At 52.8% G+C, this 20,871-nt stretch carries 24 protein-coding genes; 14 read left to right on the forward strand and 10 right to left on the reverse strand.

All coding sequences use genetic code 11. From position 1 onward, the window contains the following. Positions 1–48 precede the first annotated feature (48 nt). The gene (locus C3708_RS07920) at positions 49–795 is read right to left on the reverse strand and encodes a MipA/OmpV family protein (RefSeq protein WP_095281664.1); all 747 of its coding nucleotides are present in this window, start codon (positions 793–795) and stop codon (positions 49–51) included. Between the two features lie 435 nt (positions 796–1,230). On the opposite strand from C3708_RS07920, the gene yeaG reads away from it, so the two are divergent. Both yeaG and C3708_RS07940 read left to right on the forward strand, forming a co-directional pair. Continuing rightward, positions 1,231–3,165: a protein kinase YeaG gene (yeaG, locus tag C3708_RS07930; protein ID WP_095281663.1), complete on the forward strand. Its 1,935-nt coding sequence runs from the start codon at positions 1,231–1,233 to the stop codon at positions 3,163–3,165. A gap of 125 nt (positions 3,166–3,290) precedes the next feature. Then, positions 3,291–4,571 (forward strand): YeaH/YhbH family protein, encoded by a 1,281-nt coding sequence (locus C3708_RS07940; RefSeq protein WP_103948603.1) that lies wholly within the window; start codon positions 3,291–3,293, stop codon positions 4,569–4,571. Positions 4,572–4,605: 34 nt separating this feature from the next. On the opposite strand, the gene C3708_RS07945 is transcribed toward C3708_RS07940, so the two are convergent. Continuing rightward, positions 4,606–5,502 carry a diguanylate cyclase gene (locus C3708_RS07945; protein ID WP_095281660.1) on the reverse strand — a complete coding sequence of 299 codons (897 nt, stop codon included), beginning with the start codon at positions 5,500–5,502 and terminating at the stop codon, positions 4,606–4,608. A gap of 164 nt (positions 5,503–5,666) precedes the next feature. On the opposite strand from C3708_RS07945, the gene C3708_RS07950 reads away from it, so the two are divergent. After that, the gene (locus C3708_RS07950) at positions 5,667–6,167 is read left to right on the forward strand and encodes a YbaK/prolyl-tRNA synthetase associated domain-containing protein (RefSeq protein WP_095281659.1); all 501 of its coding nucleotides are present in this window, start codon (positions 5,667–5,669) and stop codon (positions 6,165–6,167) included. A gap of 21 nt (positions 6,168–6,188) precedes the next feature. Here the strand turns inward: C3708_RS07950 and yoaI are convergent, their stop codons facing one another. Beyond that, a complete protein-coding gene (yoaI, locus tag C3708_RS23880; protein WP_095281658.1) occupies positions 6,189–6,293 on the reverse strand; it encodes a small membrane protein YoaI in 105 nt (34 codons plus the stop codon). A 287-nt stretch (positions 6,294–6,580) separates the two neighbouring features. Between yoaI and C3708_RS07955 the strand changes: the two genes are divergently transcribed. From C3708_RS07955 to C3708_RS07965, 3 genes are all read left to right on the forward strand, one after another. After that, a complete protein-coding gene (locus C3708_RS07955) occupies positions 6,581–7,915 on the forward strand; it encodes a glycoside-pentoside-hexuronide (GPH):cation symporter (RefSeq protein WP_103948604.1) in 1,335 nt (444 codons plus the stop codon). A gap of 15 nt (positions 7,916–7,930) precedes the next feature. Then, complete coding sequence (locus C3708_RS07960; protein WP_103948605.1) at positions 7,931–9,967, forward strand: TIM-barrel domain-containing protein; 2,037 nt, start codon at positions 7,931–7,933, stop codon at positions 9,965–9,967. Between the two features lie 105 nt (positions 9,968–10,072). After that, positions 10,073–10,519, forward strand: a complete 447-nt coding sequence (locus tag C3708_RS07965) for a DUF441 domain-containing protein (protein ID WP_014169633.1) — start codon at positions 10,073–10,075, stop codon at positions 10,517–10,519. Here the strand turns inward: C3708_RS07965 and C3708_RS07970 are convergent. After that, a complete protein-coding gene (locus C3708_RS07970; protein WP_095281655.1) occupies positions 10,503–11,294 on the reverse strand; it encodes a helix-turn-helix transcriptional regulator in 792 nt (263 codons plus the stop codon). The two genes, C3708_RS07965 and C3708_RS07970, sit on opposite strands and share 17 nt — an antisense overlap. A 99-nt stretch (positions 11,295–11,393) precedes the next feature. Here C3708_RS07970 and C3708_RS07975 point away from each other — a divergent pair, with 99 nt between their 5' ends. Further along, on the forward strand, positions 11,394–12,581 hold the full coding sequence (locus tag C3708_RS07975; RefSeq protein ID WP_095281654.1) for a CynX/NimT family MFS transporter: 1,188 nt from the start codon (positions 11,394–11,396) through the stop codon (positions 12,579–12,581). A 30-nt stretch (positions 12,582–12,611) separates the two neighbouring features. On the opposite strand, the gene C3708_RS07980 is transcribed toward C3708_RS07975, so the two are convergent. After that, entirely contained in the window at positions 12,612–13,319 is a 708-nt protein-coding gene (locus C3708_RS07980) for a CTP synthase (protein ID WP_103948606.1), read from the reverse strand. Positions 13,320–13,473: 154 nt separating this feature from the next. Here C3708_RS07980 and C3708_RS07985 point away from each other — a divergent pair, with 154 nt between their 5' ends. Together C3708_RS07985 and C3708_RS07990 are read left to right on the forward strand one after the other, a co-directional pair. Continuing rightward, on the forward strand, positions 13,474–13,977 hold the full coding sequence (locus C3708_RS07985; RefSeq protein ID WP_103948607.1) for a DUF523 domain-containing protein: 504 nt from the start codon (positions 13,474–13,476) through the stop codon (positions 13,975–13,977). Continuing rightward, positions 13,964–14,317, forward strand: a complete 354-nt coding sequence (locus C3708_RS07990) for a DUF488 domain-containing protein (RefSeq protein ID WP_103948608.1) — start codon at positions 13,964–13,966, stop codon at positions 14,315–14,317. Before C3708_RS07985 ends, C3708_RS07990 begins: the two co-directional genes overlap by 14 nt. Here the strand turns inward: C3708_RS07990 and C3708_RS07995 are convergent. Together C3708_RS07995 and C3708_RS08000 are read right to left on the reverse strand one after the other, a co-directional pair. Then, positions 14,303–14,608, reverse strand: coding sequence for a hypothetical protein (locus tag C3708_RS07995; protein ID WP_103948609.1), 306 nt, complete (start codon positions 14,606–14,608; stop codon positions 14,303–14,305). The two genes, C3708_RS07990 and C3708_RS07995, sit on opposite strands and share 15 nt — an antisense overlap. Positions 14,609–14,690: 82 nt before the next feature. Further along, positions 14,691–14,933 (reverse strand): DUF333 domain-containing protein, encoded by a 243-nt coding sequence (locus C3708_RS08000; protein ID WP_095281649.1) that lies wholly within the window; start codon positions 14,931–14,933, stop codon positions 14,691–14,693. Between the two features lie 309 nt (positions 14,934–15,242). Between C3708_RS08000 and C3708_RS08005 the strand changes: the two genes are divergently transcribed. Genes C3708_RS08005 through yoaJ form a run of 3 tightly spaced genes read left to right on the forward strand, consistent with a single transcriptional unit; the run spans position 15,243 to position 16,487 of the window. Next, positions 15,243–16,271: a sensor domain-containing diguanylate cyclase gene (locus C3708_RS08005; RefSeq protein WP_095281648.1), complete on the forward strand. Its 1,029-nt coding sequence runs from the start codon at positions 15,243–15,245 to the stop codon at positions 16,269–16,271. Between the two features lie 42 nt (positions 16,272–16,313). Continuing rightward, on the forward strand, positions 16,314–16,412 hold the full coding sequence (locus C3708_RS08010; protein ID WP_041689378.1) for a YoaK family small membrane protein: 99 nt from the start codon (positions 16,314–16,316) through the stop codon (positions 16,410–16,412). Next, on the forward strand, positions 16,413–16,487 hold the full coding sequence (gene yoaJ, locus C3708_RS24040; RefSeq protein WP_095284244.1) for a protein YoaJ: 75 nt from the start codon (positions 16,413–16,415) through the stop codon (positions 16,485–16,487). It abuts the gene before it with no gap. Positions 16,488–16,543: 56 nt separating this feature from the next. Here yoaJ and C3708_RS08020 read toward each other — a convergent pair whose 3' ends face one another. After that, the gene (locus tag C3708_RS08020; protein WP_095281646.1) at positions 16,544–16,792 is read right to left on the reverse strand and encodes a GlsB/YeaQ/YmgE family stress response membrane protein; all 249 of its coding nucleotides are present in this window, start codon (positions 16,790–16,792) and stop codon (positions 16,544–16,546) included. Between the two features lie 480 nt (positions 16,793–17,272). On the opposite strand from C3708_RS08020, the gene C3708_RS08025 reads away from it, so the two are divergent. After that, on the forward strand, positions 17,273–18,841 hold the full coding sequence (locus tag C3708_RS08025; RefSeq protein ID WP_233210403.1) for a methyl-accepting chemotaxis protein: 1,569 nt from the start codon (positions 17,273–17,275) through the stop codon (positions 18,839–18,841). An 84-nt stretch (positions 18,842–18,925) separates the two neighbouring features. Here C3708_RS08025 and C3708_RS08030 read toward each other — a convergent pair whose 3' ends face one another. Together C3708_RS08030 and C3708_RS08035 are read right to left on the reverse strand one after the other, a co-directional pair. After that, positions 18,926–19,138, reverse strand: coding sequence for a hypothetical protein (locus tag C3708_RS08030; protein WP_095281643.1), 213 nt, complete (start codon positions 19,136–19,138; stop codon positions 18,926–18,928). Between the two features lie 97 nt (positions 19,139–19,235). Next, entirely contained in the window at positions 19,236–19,898 is a 663-nt protein-coding gene (locus C3708_RS08035; protein ID WP_103948610.1) for a DUF1120 domain-containing protein, read from the reverse strand. A 267-nt stretch (positions 19,899–20,165) separates the two neighbouring features. Here C3708_RS08035 and C3708_RS08040 point away from each other — a divergent pair, with 267 nt between their 5' ends. After that, positions 20,166–20,864, forward strand: coding sequence for a fimbria/pilus chaperone family protein (locus tag C3708_RS08040; protein ID WP_103948611.1), 699 nt, complete (start codon positions 20,166–20,168; stop codon positions 20,862–20,864). The last annotated feature ends 7 nt before the right edge of the window (positions 20,865–20,871 follow it).

A 20,871-nucleotide genomic window follows, 5' to 3' on the forward strand; every position in this document is an offset into this window, starting at 1 on the left:
CGCAAGCGCCCCGTTGTAATGCACAGAATGCACAATGAAAGTGCACAATCAGAAACTGTAGGTCACGCCCGCAGAGAACAGACCGGCCCAGGACTTATCGACCATCGGGCTGTCTTTCACTTCATCGCTCAGACGGGTGTAGCGGGTTGAAGCATACACATTCCAGTCACTGGCAAACTTGTAGCTTGCGGTCAGTTCCAGGTACGGGTTCCAGCCGTCATCAGCGTCGTAGCTGTTCAGGCCACTACGTTTAGACTCTTTATGGGATACCCCATAATAGTAGTCATTGTAGTTTTCACTGTTGTACTCCACACCGATACCCGGCGTCAGTGTGATGGCCCCGTTGGTATAACGGTACAGCCACGCCAGATCCCAGATAAAGCCGTTGCTGTTATCCAGCGTATCGCCGGCCAGCGCGGTGCGCAGGAAGCCGTACTGAGTGTTGTGGACGTAAGACAGTCCAGCCATCAGGGAGCTTCTGCGCTTATCGAGCTGGCGCAGCGCATGGCTGTCACTGTCACCTGGTTTGAAGTGCTTAGGGTCGTAATAGGCCATGACGGAGAGCTTGTCTGTGTCGTCATTCCACAGGTAGTAACCGCCACCCAGGCCACGGAACCAGAAGTTATCGCCTTCATAAGTGATAACCGGTACGGGATAAACGTCACGATCGTACTGTTTATACGGGCTATTAATAACGCCGACGCCTGCGCCAACGGACCACTGTTCGGCCGCGTGAGCGGTGCTAACGGACGTGGCGACGAGTACGCCCAATGCCAGAAGTTTGAGTTTGGTCACAATCCATTCTTTCCTGTAGTCAAATAATCAGCGGGTGAAGTGTAACCGCCCTGCCCGCACATCCCAAAATTTTTTGCCTGCTAATGAGTTCAATTAACCGATTATTTTCATCATTTAAGATGACCGGAGGCTTTCATTTCTGTGACGAAGCAATGAAACCCGCACTTTTGTCCTGATTCCCGCAGCAGATTTTTTGGATGAGTTATTGATATGTCATTGAAATTAGATTCTGAGGACATGCAAGTTTTGCAAACTCCATCTACGCTTAATTTTAGGAAGATGAATTGCTGAACGCCCGGCGGTTTAGAGCGCAAGACCTGGCACACGGGTTGCTGCTCTGGTACTGAGGTGCGGGAGTGAAGATGCTTCCAGGAGCCTCCACTATTCATACGAACGGCTCTTTTCCTGTGCTAAAAAACGAAAGGACGGCATGCCATGAATATATTCGATCACTATCGCCAGCGCTATGAAGCTGCCAAGGACGAAGAGTTCACACTGCAGGAGTTTCTTGCTGTCTGTAAGCAAGATCGCAGTGCCTATGCCAATGCGGCAGAACGGCTATTAATGGCTATCGGTGAGCCTAACATGGTCGACACCGCTCTCGAACCACGGCTCTCCCGTCTCTTTTCGAATCGTGTGGTTGCACGATACCCCGCCTTTGAAGAATTTTACGGCATGGAAGATGCCATCGAGCAGATTGTCTCTTACCTGAAACACGCTGCTCAGGGTCTGGAAGAGAAGAAACAAATCCTCTATTTACTCGGCCCGGTCGGTGGTGGTAAATCGTCTTTGGCAGAGCGCCTGAAATCGCTGATGCAGCGCGTGCCGATTTACGTTCTCAGCGCTAACGGAGAACGCAGCCCGGTAAACGATCATCCGCTGTGCCTGTTCAATCCGCAGGAAGATGCGCAAATTCTGGAAAAAGAGTTTGGTATTCCGAACCGCTATCTCGGCACGATTATGTCGCCGTGGGCGGCGAAACGTCTCCATGAGTTTGGCGGCGATATCACTAAATTCCGCGTGGTGAAAGTCTGGCCATCCATTCTGCAACAGATTGCGATTGCCAAAACCGAGCCGGGCGATGAGAACAACCAGGATATTTCCGCGCTGGTCGGTAAAGTGGATATCCGTAAACTGGAACATCACGCTCAAAACGACCCGGACGCCTACGGTTACTCCGGCGCGCTGTGCCGTGCCAACCAGGGGGTGATGGAGTTCGTCGAGATGTTTAAAGCGCCGATCAAGGTGCTGCATCCGCTGCTGACCGCCACCCAGGAAGGGAACTACAACGGGACGGAAGGTATCTCCGCCCTGCCGTTCAACGGGATCATTCTGGCGCACTCAAACGAATCCGAATGGGTGACTTTCCGTAACAACAAAAACAATGAGGCGTTCCTTGACCGTGTGTATATCGTCAAAGTGCCTTATTGCCTGCGGATCTCCGAAGAGATCAAGATTTACGAAAAACTGCTGAACAACAGTGAGCTGGTGCATGCGCCTTGCGCGCCGGGAACTCTGGAAACTCTGTCGCGCTTCTCAATTCTGTCGCGTCTGAAAGAGCCAGAAAACTCCAGCATCTACTCGAAGATGCGCGTCTACGACGGTGAAAGCCTGAAAGATACCGACCCGAAAGCGAAATCCTATCAGGAGTATCGCGATTACGCTGGTGTCGACGAAGGGATGAACGGGTTGTCCACGCGTTTCGCGTTTAAAATCCTCTCCCGTGTGTTCAACTTTGACCACGCCGAAGTGGCGGCCAACCCGGTACATCTGTTCTATGTGCTTGAACAGCAGATCGAGCGCGAGCAGTTCCCGCAGGATCTGGCTGAACGCTACCTGGAGTTCCTCAAAGGCTATCTGATCCCGAAATACGCTGAGTTCATCGGGAAAGAGATCCAGACGGCGTACCTGGAGTCCTACTCCGAATACGGGCAGAACATTTTCGACCGTTATGTCACCTATGCGGATTTCTGGATCCAGGATCAGGAGTACCGCGACCCGGATACCGGCCAGCTGTTTGACCGTGAATCCCTGAATGCCGAACTGGAAAAAATTGAGAAGCCTGCCGGGATCAGTAATCCGAAAGACTTCCGTAATGAGATAGTCAACTTCGTTCTGCGTGCCAGAGCGCACAACAGCGGGCGGAATCCGAACTGGACCAGCTACGAAAAACTGCGCACGGTTATTGAGAAAAAAATGTTCTCCAATACCGAGGAGCTGTTGCCGGTCATTTCGTTCAATGCCAAGACCTCAACCGACGAGCAGAAAAAGCACGACGATTTTGTCGACCGCATGATGGAGAAAGGCTATACCCGCAAGCAGGTTCGTCTGCTCTGCGAATGGTACTTGCGCGTGCGTAAATCGTCTTAACGCTTAACAACGATGCCCGGTGGCGCTTCGCTTACCGGGCCTACAAAAGCATTGTTCCGTAGGCCGGATAAGCGAAGCGCCATCCGGCATTTACAGGCACTGCAAGTTGGCAGTACGGGGGGCATATGACCTGGTTTATTGACCGGCGTCTTAACGGCAAAAACAAGAGCACGGTGAACCGCCAGCGCTTCTTGCGCCGTTATAAAGCGCAAATTAAACAGTCGATCTCCGAGGCCATCAACAAACGTTCGGTGACCGATGTCGATAGCGGTGAGTCCGTCTCTATCCCGACGGATGATATTAGCGAACCGATGTTCCATCAGGGGCGCGGCGGCCTGCGCCATCGCGTGCATCCGGGTAATGACCACTTCGTCCAGAACGATCGCATTGAACGCCCGCAGGGCGGAGGCGGCGGTTCGGGCAGCGGTCAGGGGCAAGCGAGCCAGGACGGTGAAGGCCAGGATGAGTTCGTCTTCCAGATTTCCAAAGATGAGTATCTCGATCTGCTGTTCGAGGATTTGGCGCTGCCAAACCTGAAGAAAAATCAGCATCGTCAGTTAAACGAGTACAAAACCCACCGCGCGGGTTATACCGCCAACGGTGTTCCGGCGAACATCAGCGTCGTGCGTTCTCTGCAAAATTCGCTGGCCCGTCGCACGGCGATGACGGCCGGAAAACGTCGCGAACTACGAGAGCTGGAAACCAGTCTTAAGGTTGTGGAAAACACGGAACCGGCACAGCTGCTGGAGGAAGAACGGCTGCGCAAAGAGATAGCCGAACTACGGGCGAAAATCGATCGCGTGCCGTTTATTGACACTTTCGACCTGCGTTACAAGAATTACGAGAAACGTCCGGAACCTTCCAGTCAGGCGGTGATGTTCTGTTTGATGGACGTCTCCGGTTCGATGGATCAGGCCACCAAGGACATGGCGAAGCGCTTTTATATTCTTCTGTATCTGTTCCTGAGCAGAACCTATAAGAACGTGGATGTGGTTTATATCCGCCACCACACGCAGGCTAAAGAGGTGGATGAACATGAGTTCTTCTACTCGCAGGAAACCGGCGGGACCATTGTCTCCAGTGCCCTGAAACTGATGGATGAAGTGGTGAAAGAACGCTATGACCCGGCGCAGTGGAATATTTATGCGGCGCAGGCCTCCGATGGCGATAACTGGGCGGATGATTCCCCGCTCTGTCACGAAATACTGGCGAAGAAAATTCTGCCGGTGGTGCGGTATTACAGCTATATCGAAATCACCCGTCGCGCGCATCAAACGCTGTGGCGGGAGTATGAACACCTGCAGGCGATGTTCGATAATTTTGCCATGCAGCATATCCGCGACCAGGATGATATTTATCCGGTCTTCCGCGAACTGTTCCACACACAAAGTAACAGCAACGCATAAACCAACAGCCAGCGCAAAACGCTGGCTGTTTTCTTTAGTGGCTCACATTTATACAGTCGAGATTCTTGCCAATCAGGATGGTGCAGTTTCGCCCGCCGTGTTTCCCGCGATAGAGCGCCATATCTGCCCTCTCCAGCACTTCGCGCAACGGTTCGCCGCGATGCACACGCGTCAGACCGGAGGTGAAGGTAATGCGAATAACATGTTCGCCGGACACCGTCTCCACCGCCGCAATGATATGACGTAAGCGCTCCGCAGCCGCAGTGGCTTCCCGGTCGCTTTCCGCCCGCAGCAAAATAATAAACTCTTCACCACCGTAGCGATAAACCGATTCCGACCGGCGGACATTATCCTCAAGATTCAGCGCCAGAGAACGTAATACCGCATCACCCGTTAAATGGCCGTAATTGTCGTTCACCTTTTTAAAGTGATCGATATCAAGCAGGAGTAAATATAGCCCAGCGCCGTCAGCGCCCTCATTTAATCGGTCAAATGATTCGTCCAGAATACGCCGCAGCGGCAGGCCCGTTAGCGCGTCATAGCTGGTGCGTAATTGCAGTAAATGCTGCTTATAAAGAGAGATTGATTCAGTAAACTCCAGCAGCGCCGCTTCGAAGGCATCAAATGCGCCAGAACGGCCCTCATCATTCTCGATGGTATTTAAAATTTGCCGACATGCCTGGTGAACACGATTGTGCTTGATATTAATATCGAGAAGAAAATGACGGTCTTCGCGCTCTTGCTGCAATTGCACATTTAGCCACTGACCAAATTCACAATGATCGTGTGCATCTTCCTGCGTTATTTCCGCTAATTCGATATCACGGCTGGAAACAAAGCGTAATATTGTGACCAGCCATTTAAAATGCGCATCGGTCGAATGATTTAAGCCGCGCAACGTACTGTCGATCTCATTGAACTTCCTGTTCATAGATACCCCTGATAAAGAGTGAATGACTGCAAAAGATATTACCAGGATGTTTCTATATATTTGTCAGCTTAGGGTATATGACATATATTGCTGAAATTACTGCGCTCAAAAAATAATGTGCTAATGTATTAGCGCGACTTAACAACCGGAGGTTAATAAGGATTATGTCAGAAGAAGTCAGAGGCACGGCCACCCATCAACGGCTGATTGCGCTGTTATCACAACAGGGTGCGCAATATCGGGTGGTAGAACATGAGGCCATCGGGAAATGCGAAGCCGTCAGTGAAATTCGCGGAACGGCTCTCGGCCAGGGAGCAAAAGCTCTGGTGTGTAAAGTTAAGGGTAACGGCGTTAAAAAGCATGTTTTAGCGATTCTGGCAGCCGATCAACAAGCCGATTTGAGTCAACTGGCCAGCCATTTTGGTGGGATCAAAGCGTCGCTGGCAAGCCCGGCGGAAGTGGACGATTTAACCGCCTGCGTTTTTGGTGCGATTCCGCCTTTCAGCTTTCATCCCGATCTGGCGCTGGTCGCCGATCCGCTCCTGTTTGAGCGTTATGATGAAATCGCCTTTAACGCAGGCCTGCTGGAAAAGTCGGTCATTATGAGCAGTGCAGATTATCTGCGCATCGCCCAGCCCGAGCTGGTGGCGTTTCGCCGTTCCTGAACGTCGCGGCTGACAATGCTGTCAGTCGTGCTTTTCCAGAAACATCACTGATGCCACCAGAATCATCGCAATGGTGAAAAACGAAGACGAGATAATCAGCGTTTCAACAAACATTTGATCGTTCATGTTGATTCCCCTTTTGCTACATTCACCCTTTTTTAATCCCTACAGATGACAATGACATGACAATATCAGGTCAGCATGATGAATAATGTTAGGCTGAAACGATTTTGTTAAAAATAGCCCGCCAGAGAGAAACACAACCCGTTAAACAATAATTTGTTACCGGTATCACGAAAAAGAGTTTCCATAACTCCATTGCCAAATCTCGTAATTGTTAACCCCTCCTCGCTGTTTAACACTGCCTATCACAATATCCGAAAAATAAACCTTACACTGGCAGGGTGAATATAATGACCGATACGATTACCCGTAAAGAAAAAATCAGTTATGGGTTGGGTGATATGGCGAGCCATATAGGGCTGGATAACGTCATTATCTTCCTGACTTTTTATTATACGGACGTGGTGGGTTTACCCGCCGCATTTGTCGGCACCATGTTCCTGCTGGCGCGCACGGCGGATGCGATTATTGATCCGGCGATGGGCTATATTGCCGATCGCACACGGACCCGCTGGGGTAAATTCCGCCCGTGGATGCTGTGGCTGGCACTGCCGTTCGGGGCGAGCTGCCTGCTCACCTACGCGGTTCCGGAGTCACTGGATTTGCACGGAAAAATGATTTTCGCCACCATCAGCTACACCGTGATGATGCTGATGTATACCGCGATCAATATTCCCTATTGCTCGATGGGCGCGGTGATCACAGCGGATAACGACGCGCGTATTTCCCTGCAATCGTATCGCTTTTTCCTCGCCACGCTCGGTGGCGCATTATCCACTTTCTTTATGATGCCGCTGGCCGAATTTATCGGGGGTGCCGATAAATTACTCGGCTATCGCTGGGCGATGGCCATTATGGCCAGCATTGCGGTCATTATGTTCTGGATCTGTTTTGCGAATACCCGCGAGCGAATTAACGCCCCGGCGACACATAATAATTACCTCGCAGAATTACGTGATTTATTACGTAACGATCAGTGGCGCGTCGTCGCCGTGCTGGTATTAACCAATATCGGCTTTGGGGTTATTCGCCTTGGCGCAATGATGTATTTCGTGACCTATTACCTGGGCAGCGCCAGTTATTTTATGTGGATGCTCGGCGCACATATTCTGGGTAAAACGGCAGGCAGCGCGCTGGCAAAACGACTGACGCGCAATTACAGCAAAGTGCAGATGTTTGGCTACTGCGCGGTGCTGGCGGGCGTGCTGAGTATTGCGCTGTTCTTCGCACCGAAAATGGTCGCCGTGCTGGTGCCGCTCACCTTCATTATCTCCACGTTGTACCAGGCAACCACCACCTTAATGTGGGTGATGATGGCTGATGTCGCCGACTACGGCGAGTGGAAACAGGGCAAACGAATGGATGGCGTGATCTTCTCTACTTTCCTTGCAGTGCTCAAGCTCGGCATGGCAATCAGCGGCGCCATCGTCGGCTGGACGCTCGGTTTTAGCGGCTATGTCGCTAACGCGCCGGAGCAAACCTCCACCGCCATGCACTGCATCATCGCCCTCTTTACCGTGGTGCCTGGCATTCTTTCCCTGTGCGCGTTTGCCACTCTGCGCTGGTACAAACTAGACGATCGCACCATGCAATCCATCAATCTGGCCAAACACAGTCTTTCGTAAAAGGACGCATTAACCATGAGTGAATTGATTCAACATACCAACAGCATCGAGTGGCGTTTTGAACGCCAGATCTTGCGCATCGAACCCTGGGGTAAAAACAGCCTGCGCGTCAGAGCCACCTGTTTGCCGGAATTGAGTGATGCGTTACAAGCGCTGCTGCCAGCGGAACATCACGACGCGGAGATCACCGCGCAGGCCGAAAGCCTTAAGCTGCGTAATGGCAATATCACTGCGACCCTGAATCTTAAAGGCCAACTGGCGTTTTACAACCAACGCGGCGAGCTGCTGCTGGAAGAGATGTGGCGTCAGCGTTCGACAGTGGGGATTGGTGCCAGCGAAAAGAGTCAGGACAAATACGTCAGCGCGCTGAAGCTGGACGGGCGCGAGTTCAAACCGCTGGCGGGTGGGAAATATCAGCTCACCGTGCGTTTCGAATCACGCCCGGATGAGCGGATTTACGGCATGGGCCAGTACCAACAGCCGTGGCTGGATCTCAAAGGCTGCAATCTTGAACTGGCCCAACGTAATTCTCAGGCCAGCGTGCCCTTTATGCAGTCAAATCTGGGCTACGGCATGCTATGGAATAATCCGGCGATTGGCGAAGTCAGTTTCGCCAAAAACCAGACCGAGTGGCGCGCCCGCGTAACCGGTGAAATGGACTACTGGATAACCGCTGGCGACAGTATTGCCGACATCACTCGCCAGTATGTCGCCGCGACCGGAACACCGCCGTCTGCGCCCGCCTTTATCAGCGGCCTGTGGCAGTGCAAACTCCGCTATCGCACCCAGCAGGAAGTGCTGGACGTGGCGCGGGAATATCGTCGCCGCAGCCTGCCACTTTCTGTAATGGTGATTGATTTCTTCCACTGGCCGAATCAGGGGACCTGGTGCTTCGATCCGATTGACTGGCCCGATCCCAAAGCGATGGTGGAAGAACTCACCGGGATGGGCATCGAGCTGATGGTCTCGGTGTGGCCCACCGTCGAAGCACGCAGCCCGCTCTATCCACAGATGAAGGCCAAAGGCTGGCTGGTCAGCAGCGAGCGCGGCGTGCAGGTGAATCTCGACTTTATGGGCAACACCACCTTTTTCGATGCCACTCATCCGCAGGCGCGCGAATTTGTCTGGGATACGGTGAAGAAAAACTACTACGATTTGGGGATTAAACTGTTCTGGCTGGACGAAGCCGAGCCGGAATATCGCGCCTACGATTTTGATAATTACCGCTACCACGCAGGCCCAGTGCTGGAAGTGGGCAACCGCTATCCGCGTGATTTTGCCCAGGGCTTTTATGACGGGTTAACCGCGAACGGCGAGCGCGATATCGTGAATCTGGTGCGCTGCTCGTGGGCCGGAAGCCAGCGCTTTGGCGTGCTTGCCTGGTCCGGGGATGTGCATTCCTCCTTCCATGCGTTTCGCAATCAGCTTGCCGCTGGCCTGAATATGGGGCTGGCGGGTATACCCTGGTGGACCACCGATATCGGCGGGTTCCAGGGCGGAAACGTCAACGATCCCGCCTTCCATGAGCTATTAATTCGCTGGTTCCAGTGGGCGGTTTTCTGCCCGGTGCTGCGGATGCACGGGTATCGTGAACCGCAAATCCAGCCGCCAGAGCGCTATCGTGACGGCATTCCGCAGTGTAATAGCGGTTCGCCTAATGAGCTGTGGAGCTACGGCGAGGAAAATTTCGCCATCATGAAGCACTGGCTGACAGTGCGGGAAAAACTGCGTCCGTACATTGATGCGCTGTATGAGAATGCCCATCAGCACGGCGACCCACTTATGCGCCCGCTGTTCTGGCACTATCCGCAGGAAAAACAGAGCTGGGAGACGGAAGATCAGTATCTGTTCGGTGAAGATCTGCTGGTGGCGCCGGTGATGTTCGCCGGGCAGCGCCAGCGCGAGGTCTGGCTGCCTGCTGGTGACGGCTGGATTGCCTTCAACGGTGAACGTTATCGCGGCGGCGAGCGCATAACGGTTGACGCCGCGCTGGAGTCGATTCCGGTGTTTATCCGCGCGGGCAGCCCGCTGGTTGAACTGCTGGTGAATTAACCTCAGGCAGCCGCCCAAAAATGAGGGATTTGTCGATAAAAGCCTGTTTACACTCGTCTTTGCGGGTAAAGTAAGCAGGCTTACTTTTTCTGGCAAGGAAACCTCATGTTTGACCCTACTCTGCTGATCCTGCTGGCGCTGGCGGCGCTCGGCTTTGTCAGCCATAACACCACGGTGGCAATTTCGATCCTGGTGTTAATTATCGTGCGTGTTACCCCGCTCAACACCTTTTTCCCGTGGATTGAAAAACAAGGCCTGACCATTGGGATTATCATTCTGACCATCGGAGTGATGGCCCCGATCGCCAGCGGCACGCTGCCGGCATCGACGCTTTTGCACTCTTTTGTGAACTGGAAATCGTTGATTGCCATCGCGGTCGGGGTGTTCGTCTCATGGCTCGGCGGACGCGGCGTCACGCTGATGAGCTCACAGCCATCTCTTGTTGCTGGTCTGCTGGTCGGGACGGTGCTCGGCGTGGCGCTGTTCCGCGGGGTGCCGGTCGGGCCGCTGATTGCCGCCGGGCTGGTATCGCTGTTTATTGGGAAATCGTAGACAGGTTGGCGATATAGCGCGCGGGGGTTTGCCCAAGCCCCTTTTTGAACATCGTGATAAACGCGGTGGTGGAGTCATATCCCAGTGACTGCGCCGCCTGCTGCACCGATTTGCCGCCGATCAACAACTGGAGCGCGACGATCAGCTGCAACTGATGCCGCCAGCGGCGAAAGCTTAAGCCTGTCTCCTTCACTACCAGCCGCGCCAGATTGCGCTCGCTCATCGCAAAGTGGTTGGCCCATTGCGCCAACGTCTGCCAAACGGCGGGCTCTTCGGCCATCGTTTCACTCATCATGCGGATCTTGGGATGCGGCGAAACAGGGAGCTGTAATTGCTCCTGCGGCTGCTGTGGAACTTCATCAAACAGTACATCCACCAGCCGATGAGTTGCCGGAAGCGCCAGCTCTTCGGGCGTTTTGGTGGCCAGCGTCAGGATCAGCTCGCGCACCAGCGGGGAGATTTTGAGGGTGCAGCAGCGATCGGGAAGCGTCACTGCGCCCGGCTCGATAAACAGAAAACAGAGCTGCGCACCTGGCGTGGCTTTGTTGCTGTGTGGAATCTGCCCCGGTATCCACACCGCGTACTGCGGTGGCACCATCCACATCGCATTTTCGACTTCGCAGGTAATCGCCCCGCGCAGGGCGAGGATCAGCTGGCCTTTGCGATGCTGGTGGCGAGGAATGCGTTGTTCGTCTTCCACCACGCGTATGCGAAACGCCACTGCCGCATCGTGCTGGCTATCCGGATCGTAGCCGTCGAGTCCAAGACCTTGCATAAAGTTGTCCGATATGAGCGATTAACTGTCATTTTAGCTTGATTCAAACAACAATGAAAACGGGTATTGTGTGCCCTCGTTACGATGTAAGAGAAAACCATGACCACTGCCATTCCCTCTTCCGGCAAAGATCGCCTGCTGTTGATCGCAGGCATCCTGATGATTGCCACCACGCTACGCGTCACGTTTACCGGCGCGGCTCCCTTGCTGGACATGATTCGCCACGACTACGGCCTGACGACCGCCCAGACTGGATTGTTAACTACGCTGCCGCTGCTGGCGTTTGCCTTAATCTCCCCGCTGGCCGCCGGTGTGGCGCGCAAAATCGGCATGGAGCGCAGCCTGTTTATCGCCATGCTGCTGATTTGCGTCGGCATTGGTATTCGTTCGCTGCCCTCTTCAGCGCTGCTGTTTATCGGCACTGCGGTGATTGGCTGCGGCATTGCACTGGGTAACGTACTTCTCCCCGGCTTGATTAAGCGCGATTTCCCAGGTCAGGTGGCAAAACTCACTGGAGCCTACTCTCTGACGATGGGCGCGGCGGCTGCGCTCGGTTCAGCGATGATCGTTCCGCTGGCGTTGAGTGGCGCGGGCTGGCACGGTGCGCTGCTGATGCTGATGGTGTTCCCGCTGCTGGCGACACTTCTGTGGCTGCCACAGTGGCGACAAAAACAGACCGCCCCGCTGACCGGCGCGCGGGCGCTGCATAATCGCGGGATCTGGCGTTCGGCGCTGGCCTGGCAGGTGACGCTGTTCCTCGGGATTAACTCCCTGATTTACTATGTGATTATCGGCTGGCTGCCGGCAATTTTACTCAGCCACGGTTACAGCGAAACCGAGGCCGGATCGATGCACGGTCTGCTGCAGCTGGCGACAGCAGCGCCGGGTCTGGCCGTACCGCTGCTGCTGCATAAACTGAAAGATCAGCGCGGTATCGCCGGATTATCGGCTCTAATGTGCGCTGTGAGTCTGGCCGGGTTCTGGTTTGTTCCGGATCAGGCGGTGCTCTGGACTATCGTCTATGGCTTTGGTTCCGGCGCGACCATGATTCTGGGCCTGACGTTTATCGGGCTTCGCGCCAGCTCTGCGCATCAGGCGGCGGCACTTTCTGGAATGGCACAGTCGGTAGGATATCTGCTGGCGGCCTGTGGGCCTCCGCTGATGGGGAAAATTCATGACACGGCGGGCGACTGGCGGATCCCGCTGATCGCCTGCGCACTGGCAGGAGTGGTGATGGCTGTGTGTGGCATGCTTGCCGGGCGCGACCGTGAGATCACGCCCCATTGAATCTGACGGCAGGCCGGGCGGCCTGCCCCTTTAGCCGCGTGCGGCGTACAGCATCGCCTGCACCAACGGCACAGGACGACCGGCCAGCGCACCACGCTCATGCTGGAACAGGGTCGCCACGAAGAACGGATGCGTCACCAGCTCAACCGCACGGATCTCACCCTGCTCATCCCAGCCCGTCACGCGCATATCACCGCTTTCCAGCTCTTTTGTGAACTCAGGTGAGACGCCGTAGTTACAGTGATAACCTTCTTCAATCTCTTCTCTGCCGTAGGCTTTGGCGATAATGGTATTCGCGCGAAGCTCGATGGTGTCGGTTTTTTCCACCAGTGAACAGGTCAGCGGTGCAATCACCATTCTGCCGTCAGTATCGGTTTCGGCATGTGTCGCATCACTCCAGCCCAACACGTTTCGTGCGTATTCAATCAACGCATGCTGGAATCCACCGCAGGTCCCCAGGAACGGAATGCTGTTTTCACGTGCAAAGCGCGCGGCGATAAACGCCCCATCGACATTTTGATAAGGACTGGCCGGAACCAGCCAGATGGCGTCATAACCCACCAAATCTTCCGGGCTGGTCAATTCGGTGGTGGCAATCCAGTCGTAATCCGCCGTTAAATCCAGCACGGCAGCAGCATCATCGATGGATAAAGGGATCGCCTGATGAGCAATGACATCAGGGTTGTAATCACCAATAAGTGCAATGCGAAGTGTGTCTTTTACCGGGGAGAGTTCCATAAGAGGTTCCATATGCCAAAGAATTATCAGATAACATAAGGAACCTCAGCCTACCGATCTTTTGCAGGGTTCACAATACCTTAAATTGGAGGGGGAAAATTCCAGGTGGTATAGTGGTAGCGTATTTCCCCCTCTTCGGAACATTTAAAACCTTATGAAAACCAAAATTCTGGTCAGCGCGTGTCTGATGGGCCATAAGGTTCGCTACAACGGCAGCGAGAAAGCAGCGATCTCTGAAACCCTCAAACGCTGGCAGCAGGAAAAACGGCTGGTGACGCACTGCCCGGAACTGGCGGCGGGACTGTCGATCCCCCGCTTACCGGCTGAGATTGTGAAAGGCAGCGGACACGAGGTGATGGCGGGCCGTGCGCGGATTCTGGAAAGCGATGGCAGCGATGTCACCGCGCACTATCAGCTTGCCGCCTGGTTAGCGTTGCGTGCCGCCCAGGAAGGAAAGTGCAGCGCCGCTCTGCTCACCGACGGCAGCCCGACCTGCGGCAGCGAGCAGATTTACGATGGCAGTTTTAGCGGAATAAAACGTGCCGGAATGGGCGTTGCTGCCGCGCTGTTACGTGAACATGGCATTCAGGTATTTTCCGATAACCAGCTAACCGAGCTGATCGCCTGGGTGGAGGAGAGAGACAATGATTCAGTGTAAACGGGTGTATGACGCGGCAAGCCCGGACGACGGCTATCGCATTCTGGTCGACAGACTGTGGCCGCGCGGCGTGAAAAAAGAGGATCTGGCGTTTGATGAGTGGTGCAAAGCGCTAACGCCGTCCAGCGAATTACGCAAGGCCTTTCACGGTGAAGTGATTGATTTCAGCGCTTTTCGCGAGGCGTACCAGCAAGAACTGACTCAGCAGATGGACGAGGGCAACCGCGTTGCCACCCTCGCTAAAAACCAAACCGTGACGCTGTTGTACGGCGCAAAGAATACCCAACAGAATCACGCCCTGGTGTTAGCCGACTGGCTGCGCCAGTTAGCTGAACGTTAATTCGTCGAGAGTGTGTGATGCGTCATCCGGCGTCAGCGGCAGGAGATGTTCCGGGCGCACAAAGGCAAAACCATGCTGATTATCAACCGCATAAACGTCGCCAGTGACCAGCCACAGGGCGCGGTCGGCGCTCGCGGGCAGTTCGGTCATCACGCCGTTAACCGGATTCAGAAAACGCAGGCCAGGCTTGCAGAGTTCAAAAAGCTCAACGGATTTGCCGATATTGCGCCGCCCGGCGGCGGTGCGGGCGCCAATGACCATACACAGGCTGCCCGGTTTTAACTGAAACATACTTCTCTCTCGGTGTCGGTTGCCAGCCGCATGGGCTGAGATAATTCCTAAAGAGAAGTGTATCGCAGTCGCTACTTAACTGTCACGAGGCAGGCGTTGGGTGATCGCGACGGAACAGATCCCACTCATCGATCACTTCCCCACCCGGCAGTTTGCATTCGGTGCGAACGCCCTGCGGACTTTGCACGGGAACGCGCTCTCCGCCCTTCTTCACGCAATACACGGCAGCAGGATTAGCCATACCAATTTGCGGGGGTTTTGGCGCTTCAGGTGGGGTCGAACAGGCGGCTAACGGCAGAATCATCGCCAGTAACAGATATCGCATTGTCATATCCTTTCAATGTACAGAGCCTAAAGCGTACCCAGTCTTCGCCATTTTCTCCATGATTTCTCCATTAAACCTGCACTTTTTAAACCTATAGTGGCTGCGTTCTCAATGACCAGAGAACATCATTCCGTAATCAAGATGTCTTTTGCCCCGCACTTAACGGCGGGGTTTTTTTTCGCCTGCCCAGCGGCACCCACCGCGACAATATATAAAATTTCCTGTATTCGTGTTCTACTATGCCTCAGCCGAAAAATTCAGCACAACATGCAGATACTGGCGTCTTCTGCATGGGAGTCTACCTACGTCATGTCGGATATTATTCTTGCCCGTGTTTCAGAAACCCTCGCCACTGAACAATCTCTTGAAAGCCTGGTGCGTCAGCTCCTGGAGATGCTGGAGATTGTTACCGATATGGAATCGACCTATCTGACGAAAGTCGATATTAACGCGCGTTTGCAGCACATTCTTTATGCCCGTAACAGCAAACAGATGCAGATCCCCGAAGGGCTGAGCGTGCCCTGGGGCGACACCCTGTGCAAACGCGCCATCGACAGTAACTGCTTTTTCAGCAACGAAGTGGCGGAACACTGGGCGGATTGCGACGCGGCCAAAGCGCTCGGCATCACCACCTATGTCAGCATTCCCATTCATCTGGCTGATGGCTCGCTGTATGGAACGCTCTGCGCGGCCAGTACGCAAAAGCAGACGTTGAGCGATCGGGGGGAGCAGGTTCTGCAACTTTTCGCCGGTCTCATTGCTCAGTACATTCAGAAAGAGTCGCTGGTGATGCAACTGCGCGAAGCAAATGCGGCACTGATCGCACATTCCTATACCGATGCGCTGACCGGTTTACCCAACCGTCGTGCGATTTTTGATAACCTCACCACCCTCTTCTCGCTGGCGCGGCATCTCAAGCGCAATGCCATCATTGCCTACATCGATCTGGATGATTTCAAGCTCATCAACGATCGCTTTGGTCACGAAACGGGCGATCAGTTTTTGGTTGAAGTCGGTAAACGTTTGATCGACGGTCAAACCGAAGACGACATTGTTGGCAGACTTGGTGGCGATGAATTTTTGGTTGCCTGTCTGAGCAAGGGCGATACCGACGCCGACAATGCGCAAATTAATATTCTCAGAACCCAGATCAGCGCCTCGATTGCCGGTGAGTATTGGCTGGGAAATGTGCATCTTGTCTACCCAGGCGCCAGCTTAGGCGTGGTCGCGGTCGATCCAGACGGAATGGATGCAGACAGCGCACTGCGCACGGCGGATACGGCGATGTATCTGGATAAAAAAGGGAAACGCAAAACGCGCTTTCTCCGCGAAGAGTAACCCCGTACACTCTGCGGGCAAGGAAATCAGAAAGGGGATGTTATGAGGATCGGAATTGTCTTCCCGGTCGTTATTTTTATAACGGCAGTGGTTTTTTTAACGTGGTTTTTTGTCGGCGGTTACGCCGCTCCGGGGGCGTAAATGCGCAAGACAACTATTATTATGTTAATCGTCGCACTTGTCGCCGTCGCGGGCACCCAGTTCGGCTGGTGGTGATGGATTACGTGTAAAAAAGGCTGCTCACTGGCAGCCTTTTTTCGATGCTTTGACTCTTAGCTTTTGATTTTTCTGTAGGCAAACAGAACCACCAGCGCACCAATCACCGCAACTGCAAAGCTGCCGATGTTGAAACCATCGACTTTACCAAAACCGAGCAAGGTGCTGATCCAGCCACCGACTACGGCGCCCACGATCCCAAGAATTACTGTGACGAAGAATCCGCCGCCATCTTTGCCTGGCATGATCCACTTCGCCAGAATCCCCGCAATAAGCCCAAAGATAATCCAGGATAAAATTCCCATAGCTTTCCTCTCTGTATGGTTTTTTGTCATCAAATCAACGACACAGAAAAGGATAGCACAGGATTTCAAAAATGAAATTTGTGATAGACATCACAAAGTGTGTTTGCGTGTTTTATCACCAATAAAAAATCTCACGCCACACAAAAGATGGGGTTGCATCTTTTGTTGAGAAAGATTATCTTTCTCAACACTGAATAGTTGAGCAAAACACTCAGGTATTCAGTACGACATTGCTCACATTGCTTCCAGTATTTCTTGCCCACGTTTTAGTGGGCTTTTTTTTGGCAAATCCCCTCCTCTCGTCATACGCATGCGGATCATCAAGTTTAAATATCGATTTTCCCGCCAGATAAAACCGTAAACGTCATATTTCCGTTTTAGGCTGATTTTGTCGTTTATGCCAATCAAGCCCCCTTTTCACCTGCCGATAACCCTCCCAAGCGTGGTGTTATATCGACACAGGTTATAAAGGAGTTTATTTTGAAAAATATTAAAATCAGCGTAGGGCTGTTGATCGTTCTGACATCCTTTACGTTAATGCTTATTCTTTCGAGCGGTCTTGGGCTCTATTTCCTGCACCGCAGTAATAATGATATTCAAACGTTAAGTTATAATGCCGGAGAACAGAAAGCCCTGAACGCCGTGCGCGATGCCATCTTGCGCGCGCGTATTATTATTGATTCCGCCGCACAGGCAAAAACCCACGGCGATGATATCGATGAGCCAGCAGTGCAGGAGAGTGTCCGCAATGAGTTGCAGACTGCCGCTCAGCAGTACCAGATGTTTGTCAAAATCCCCGGTCTTTCAACTATCGAGCCTGAGGTAGGCGCCAGAATGAAAGACCGCTACGATCAGCAAGTCAGCGTGTTGAATCATAATACCGACCAGGTCATCAACATCAATGATCCGCTAAAACTCAAAACCGCATTAGCCGATAGTAGTCGTGCGACTTTGCAGGCGCGCCAGGCGTGGGATAATGAATACCATTCATATATCGATACCACCCAACATAATCTCAACCAGGTGATTAATTTCAGCAACAGTTCTTATCACTTTGCCCTGCTTATTATGATCGCCATGCTTATTCTTGCTGGGGTATTGTTTATTATTATCAATATCTGGATGCGCAAGATGTTGATCCTGCCATTGCAGGAGGTGGCTCAGCATTTTGAATATATTGGCAAAGGCGATCTGACCGGCAATATCCACGTGGCCAACAGAAATGAAATTGGTATGCTGTTCTGCGCATTGCAGACCATGCAGGCGGAGCTGAATTCGACGGTGGTCTCTATTCGCCAGGGCGTCGAATCCATCAATATTGGCACGCAGGAAATATCATCCGGCAATGGCGATCTCTCGCGTCGTACCGAGGAGCAAGCCGCAGCCGTGGTCGAGACGGCGGCGAGCATGGAGCAGATCACCGCAACGGTAAAACAAAACACGGATAATGCGCTGCAGGCGTCGCAGATGGTGCAGAATGCCGCCGGGATTGCCAACGAAGGCGAAGAACAGATGCGCGATATGATGAAGAAGATGGATGCCATCAGCCAAAGCGCGCAGAAAATGGTGGAGATCATCAGCGTCATCGACAGTATTGCGTTCCAGACCAACATTCTGGCGCTTAACGCCGCAGTAGAGGCGGCGCGAGCGGGCCAGTCCGGGCGTGGTTTTGCGGTGGTTGCTGGCGAAGTAAGAAATCTTGCCCGCCGTTGTACTGATTCCGCAAAAGAGATAACGACGCTGATTAATGAATCAACGCTGTACATCCAGGAAGGGGCAGAGCTTGCCAATAAAACCAGCCGGACGATGCTGGATATCAGCGGAGCGGTCAGTAAAGTTAACGTAATGATGGAAAATATCGCGCTGGCATCGGAAGAGCAAAGTCGTGGCGTTGAGCAGATTCGCGTGGCGATCACCCAGATGGATCATGTGACGCAGCAAAACGCCGCGTTAGTCGAAGAGGTAGCCACTACGGCTTCAGGCGTGAACGAGCAGGCAAATCTGCTGTCACGTTCAGTGTCACTGTTCAAAGTGAAGGAAATTTTCTAAACCGGCTGTCCGGGAGCGGAAACGCTCCCGGATCCAGCGTGAGAACATCGTGATGGGTGAAAACGGTTAGCAGAATATTGAAGCTTAGTGATGGTGAATTTCACCATTGCTGTGCTTAGGCCCTATTCGTCCTGCTTCAATTAAGATCTCTTCAATTAACTCCTCCAGACACTCCCGCCCGTGATGATCGCAGACCAGGTGTACCTGACGAGAAATCTCCTCCGTTTGCATCCCATCGCATAACGCTGATTTCAGCATTACCGACGCCCACCGTTTGGCTTCAGAATGAGTCAACATAACCCCTCCCGCTATAGGTTACCTGTTTAAGCGTAGCTACAAGAAAGTTAATCGCCAGGGTTTTTGACCGGTAAAATGCAACACCTTTTTACAGGGGTTAGAGATACACCAGGCTTATCGTCGCAAGCCCTTCATACGGCTGGTCGTCCGTCAGCGCGAGGGTTTTGCGGCTTTGTACGATGGGATGGACTGACAGTACCACTTCGGCGGTTTCAACGGCCAGCGGATGGGTGAAATCCTGGGTATCGGAGAAGGCCGCCAGATTGCTGCCGCTGTTCGACGCCCGGGTTGAGCTGGAGGCCAGGTTCCAGTCAGCGCCGTTATTGTCAGAGAAGATCGTGCGGGCCGGAGCATTATTGACCACCGGCGTGTCGGGGCCGACCAGGTAGAGGTAATAGTGGCCGATATTCACGCCCCCTGCGGTTTTGCCGATGCCAAATCCGTAAGTGGCAATATCCGCGCTGCCGCCGTCCAGGGTATCGCTGCGGTCATCCTGAAAGGTGAAGGCTAACGCGACAGGTTCAGAACAGGTGATATGCAGGCTGATATTGCGCGTATCCAGTCCGCTCGGGGTATCCTCATAAAGATGATCCACGGGAAATCCGCCAAAATCGAGTAATCCGCCGTTATCTAACGAAGGCGTACAGGAGCCCATTATCAGCATGGCCTGGACTTTGATAATCGCAGTATCTGCGGCCATGACATCAGGTGAAAGCAGCAGCGGGACAACCGCTGCTGCACGCATTAATGATTTTATCATTGCCAGTTCCCATTTTGAGGACGGGTAAATACAGCATCCATATTATGAATACCCTTAACGAATCTGTTCAGAAGTTAATGATATACGGCTATTTTTCCATTTCGCAAATAAATAGATCGCAAAATCGGACTCAGAATCGACTTTGTTTTTGGTTTATTTTCGAGCTGATTTTAACAGTACACCTAATTAGAATGCACGGCATCGGATAGCGATGTTCGTCATCAACCTCCGCCTTTTAATATAATTCAATTAACGACTGGAGATAATATGGTTCACCTGAAAAAGTCAGCAAAACTCATTACATTATTACTTATTATTAAATCCGCCGCCGCACTGGCAACGGGTATGGTTCCAGAATCCTCACTGCTTATTATTGAAGAGCAGGATAAAGGCGGTAGCATTAATGTTAAAAATACCGACCCGCACCCTTCCCTGCTGTATACCAATATTGTCGATATTCCTGGGGATACAGGTACGCATCTGACCGTCACCCAACCCGTCACCCGTGTCGAAGATGGTCAGACCCAACAGCTGCGTTTTATTCTGGCAACCGATGCCCCATTAACAACAGAACATTTGAAGCGCGTGACCTTTGAAGGTATTCCACCGAAAATAAAAAGCGATCACAGCCGGGTGTCCATTAATATTCGCCAGGATATTCCGGTGCTGATTCATCCTGTAAATCTCCCAGTTGTCAAAGATGCCTGGACCCTGCTGAAATGGTCAGCAGCGGGTAATACCGTCACGGTAAAAAATGATTCACCTTATGTTGTCCGCATGGCTGAAAATTTGGTGGCAAAACCGTCTGGTACGCAAATGAAAATAAAGCAGACCTATATTTTACCGGGTCAGACGCTAACTGCAGAGGCAAAAACATCTCTGGCAGGTGATAGCCAATTGAAATTTTTCCCGGCCAGTCGCTACGGCATTGATGTCCCAAGCTACACCGCCACTCTGAATAAATAATCTAAAC

This window comes from Lelliottia sp. 7254-16 (genome assembly GCF_002922995.1).
Taxonomy (GTDB): domain Bacteria; phylum Pseudomonadota; class Gammaproteobacteria; order Enterobacterales; family Enterobacteriaceae; genus Enterobacter; species Enterobacter jeotgali.

Excerpts from the sequence above, each read along its gene's own strand:
- C3708_RS08005 (WP_095281648.1), top strand. The coding sequence starts at position 15,243 with ATGTCGGATATTATTCTTGCCCGTGTTTCAGAAACCCTCGCCACTGAA.
- C3708_RS07975 (WP_095281654.1), top strand. The coding sequence starts at position 11,394 with ATGACCACTGCCATTCCCTCTTCCGGCAAAGATCGCCTGCTGTTGATC.
- C3708_RS07985 (WP_103948607.1), top strand. The coding sequence starts at position 13,474 with ATGAAAACCAAAATTCTGGTCAGCGCGTGTCTGATGGGCCATAAGGTT.
- C3708_RS07945 (WP_095281660.1), bottom strand. The coding sequence starts at position 5,502 with ATGAACAGGAAGTTCAATGAGATCGACAGTACGTTGCGCGGCTTAAAT.
- C3708_RS07980 (WP_103948606.1), bottom strand. The coding sequence starts at position 13,319 with ATGGAACTCTCCCCGGTAAAAGACACACTTCGCATTGCACTTATTGGT.
- C3708_RS08040 (WP_103948611.1), top strand. The coding sequence starts at position 20,166 with ATGGTTCACCTGAAAAAGTCAGCAAAACTCATTACATTATTACTTATT.
- C3708_RS07955 (WP_103948604.1), top strand. The coding sequence starts at position 6,581 with ATGACCGATACGATTACCCGTAAAGAAAAAATCAGTTATGGGTTGGGT.
- C3708_RS08010 (WP_041689378.1), top strand. The coding sequence starts at position 16,314 with ATGAGGATCGGAATTGTCTTCCCGGTCGTTATTTTTATAACGGCAGTG.
- yoaI (WP_095281658.1), bottom strand. The coding sequence starts at position 6,293 with ATGAACGATCAAATGTTTGTTGAAACGCTGATTATCTCGTCTTCGTTT.
- yeaG (WP_095281663.1), top strand. The coding sequence starts at position 1,231 with ATGAATATATTCGATCACTATCGCCAGCGCTATGAAGCTGCCAAGGAC.
- C3708_RS07940 (WP_103948603.1), top strand. The coding sequence starts at position 3,291 with ATGACCTGGTTTATTGACCGGCGTCTTAACGGCAAAAACAAGAGCACG.
- C3708_RS07995 (WP_103948609.1), bottom strand. The coding sequence starts at position 14,608 with ATGTTTCAGTTAAAACCGGGCAGCCTGTGTATGGTCATTGGCGCCCGC.
- C3708_RS07990 (WP_103948608.1), top strand. The coding sequence starts at position 13,964 with ATGATTCAGTGTAAACGGGTGTATGACGCGGCAAGCCCGGACGACGGC.
- C3708_RS07960 (WP_103948605.1), top strand. The coding sequence starts at position 7,931 with ATGAGTGAATTGATTCAACATACCAACAGCATCGAGTGGCGTTTTGAA.
- C3708_RS07965 (WP_014169633.1), top strand. The coding sequence starts at position 10,073 with ATGTTTGACCCTACTCTGCTGATCCTGCTGGCGCTGGCGGCGCTCGGC.
- C3708_RS07970 (WP_095281655.1), bottom strand. The coding sequence starts at position 11,294 with ATGCAAGGTCTTGGACTCGACGGCTACGATCCGGATAGCCAGCACGAT.
- C3708_RS08000 (WP_095281649.1), bottom strand. The coding sequence starts at position 14,933 with ATGCGATATCTGTTACTGGCGATGATTCTGCCGTTAGCCGCCTGTTCG.
- C3708_RS08020 (WP_095281646.1), bottom strand. The coding sequence starts at position 16,792 with ATGGGAATTTTATCCTGGATTATCTTTGGGCTTATTGCGGGGATTCTG.
- C3708_RS08030 (WP_095281643.1), bottom strand. The coding sequence starts at position 19,138 with ATGTTGACTCATTCTGAAGCCAAACGGTGGGCGTCGGTAATGCTGAAA.
- C3708_RS08035 (WP_103948610.1), bottom strand. The coding sequence starts at position 19,898 with ATGATAAAATCATTAATGCGTGCAGCAGCGGTTGTCCCGCTGCTGCTT.
- C3708_RS07950 (WP_095281659.1), top strand. The coding sequence starts at position 5,667 with ATGTCAGAAGAAGTCAGAGGCACGGCCACCCATCAACGGCTGATTGCG.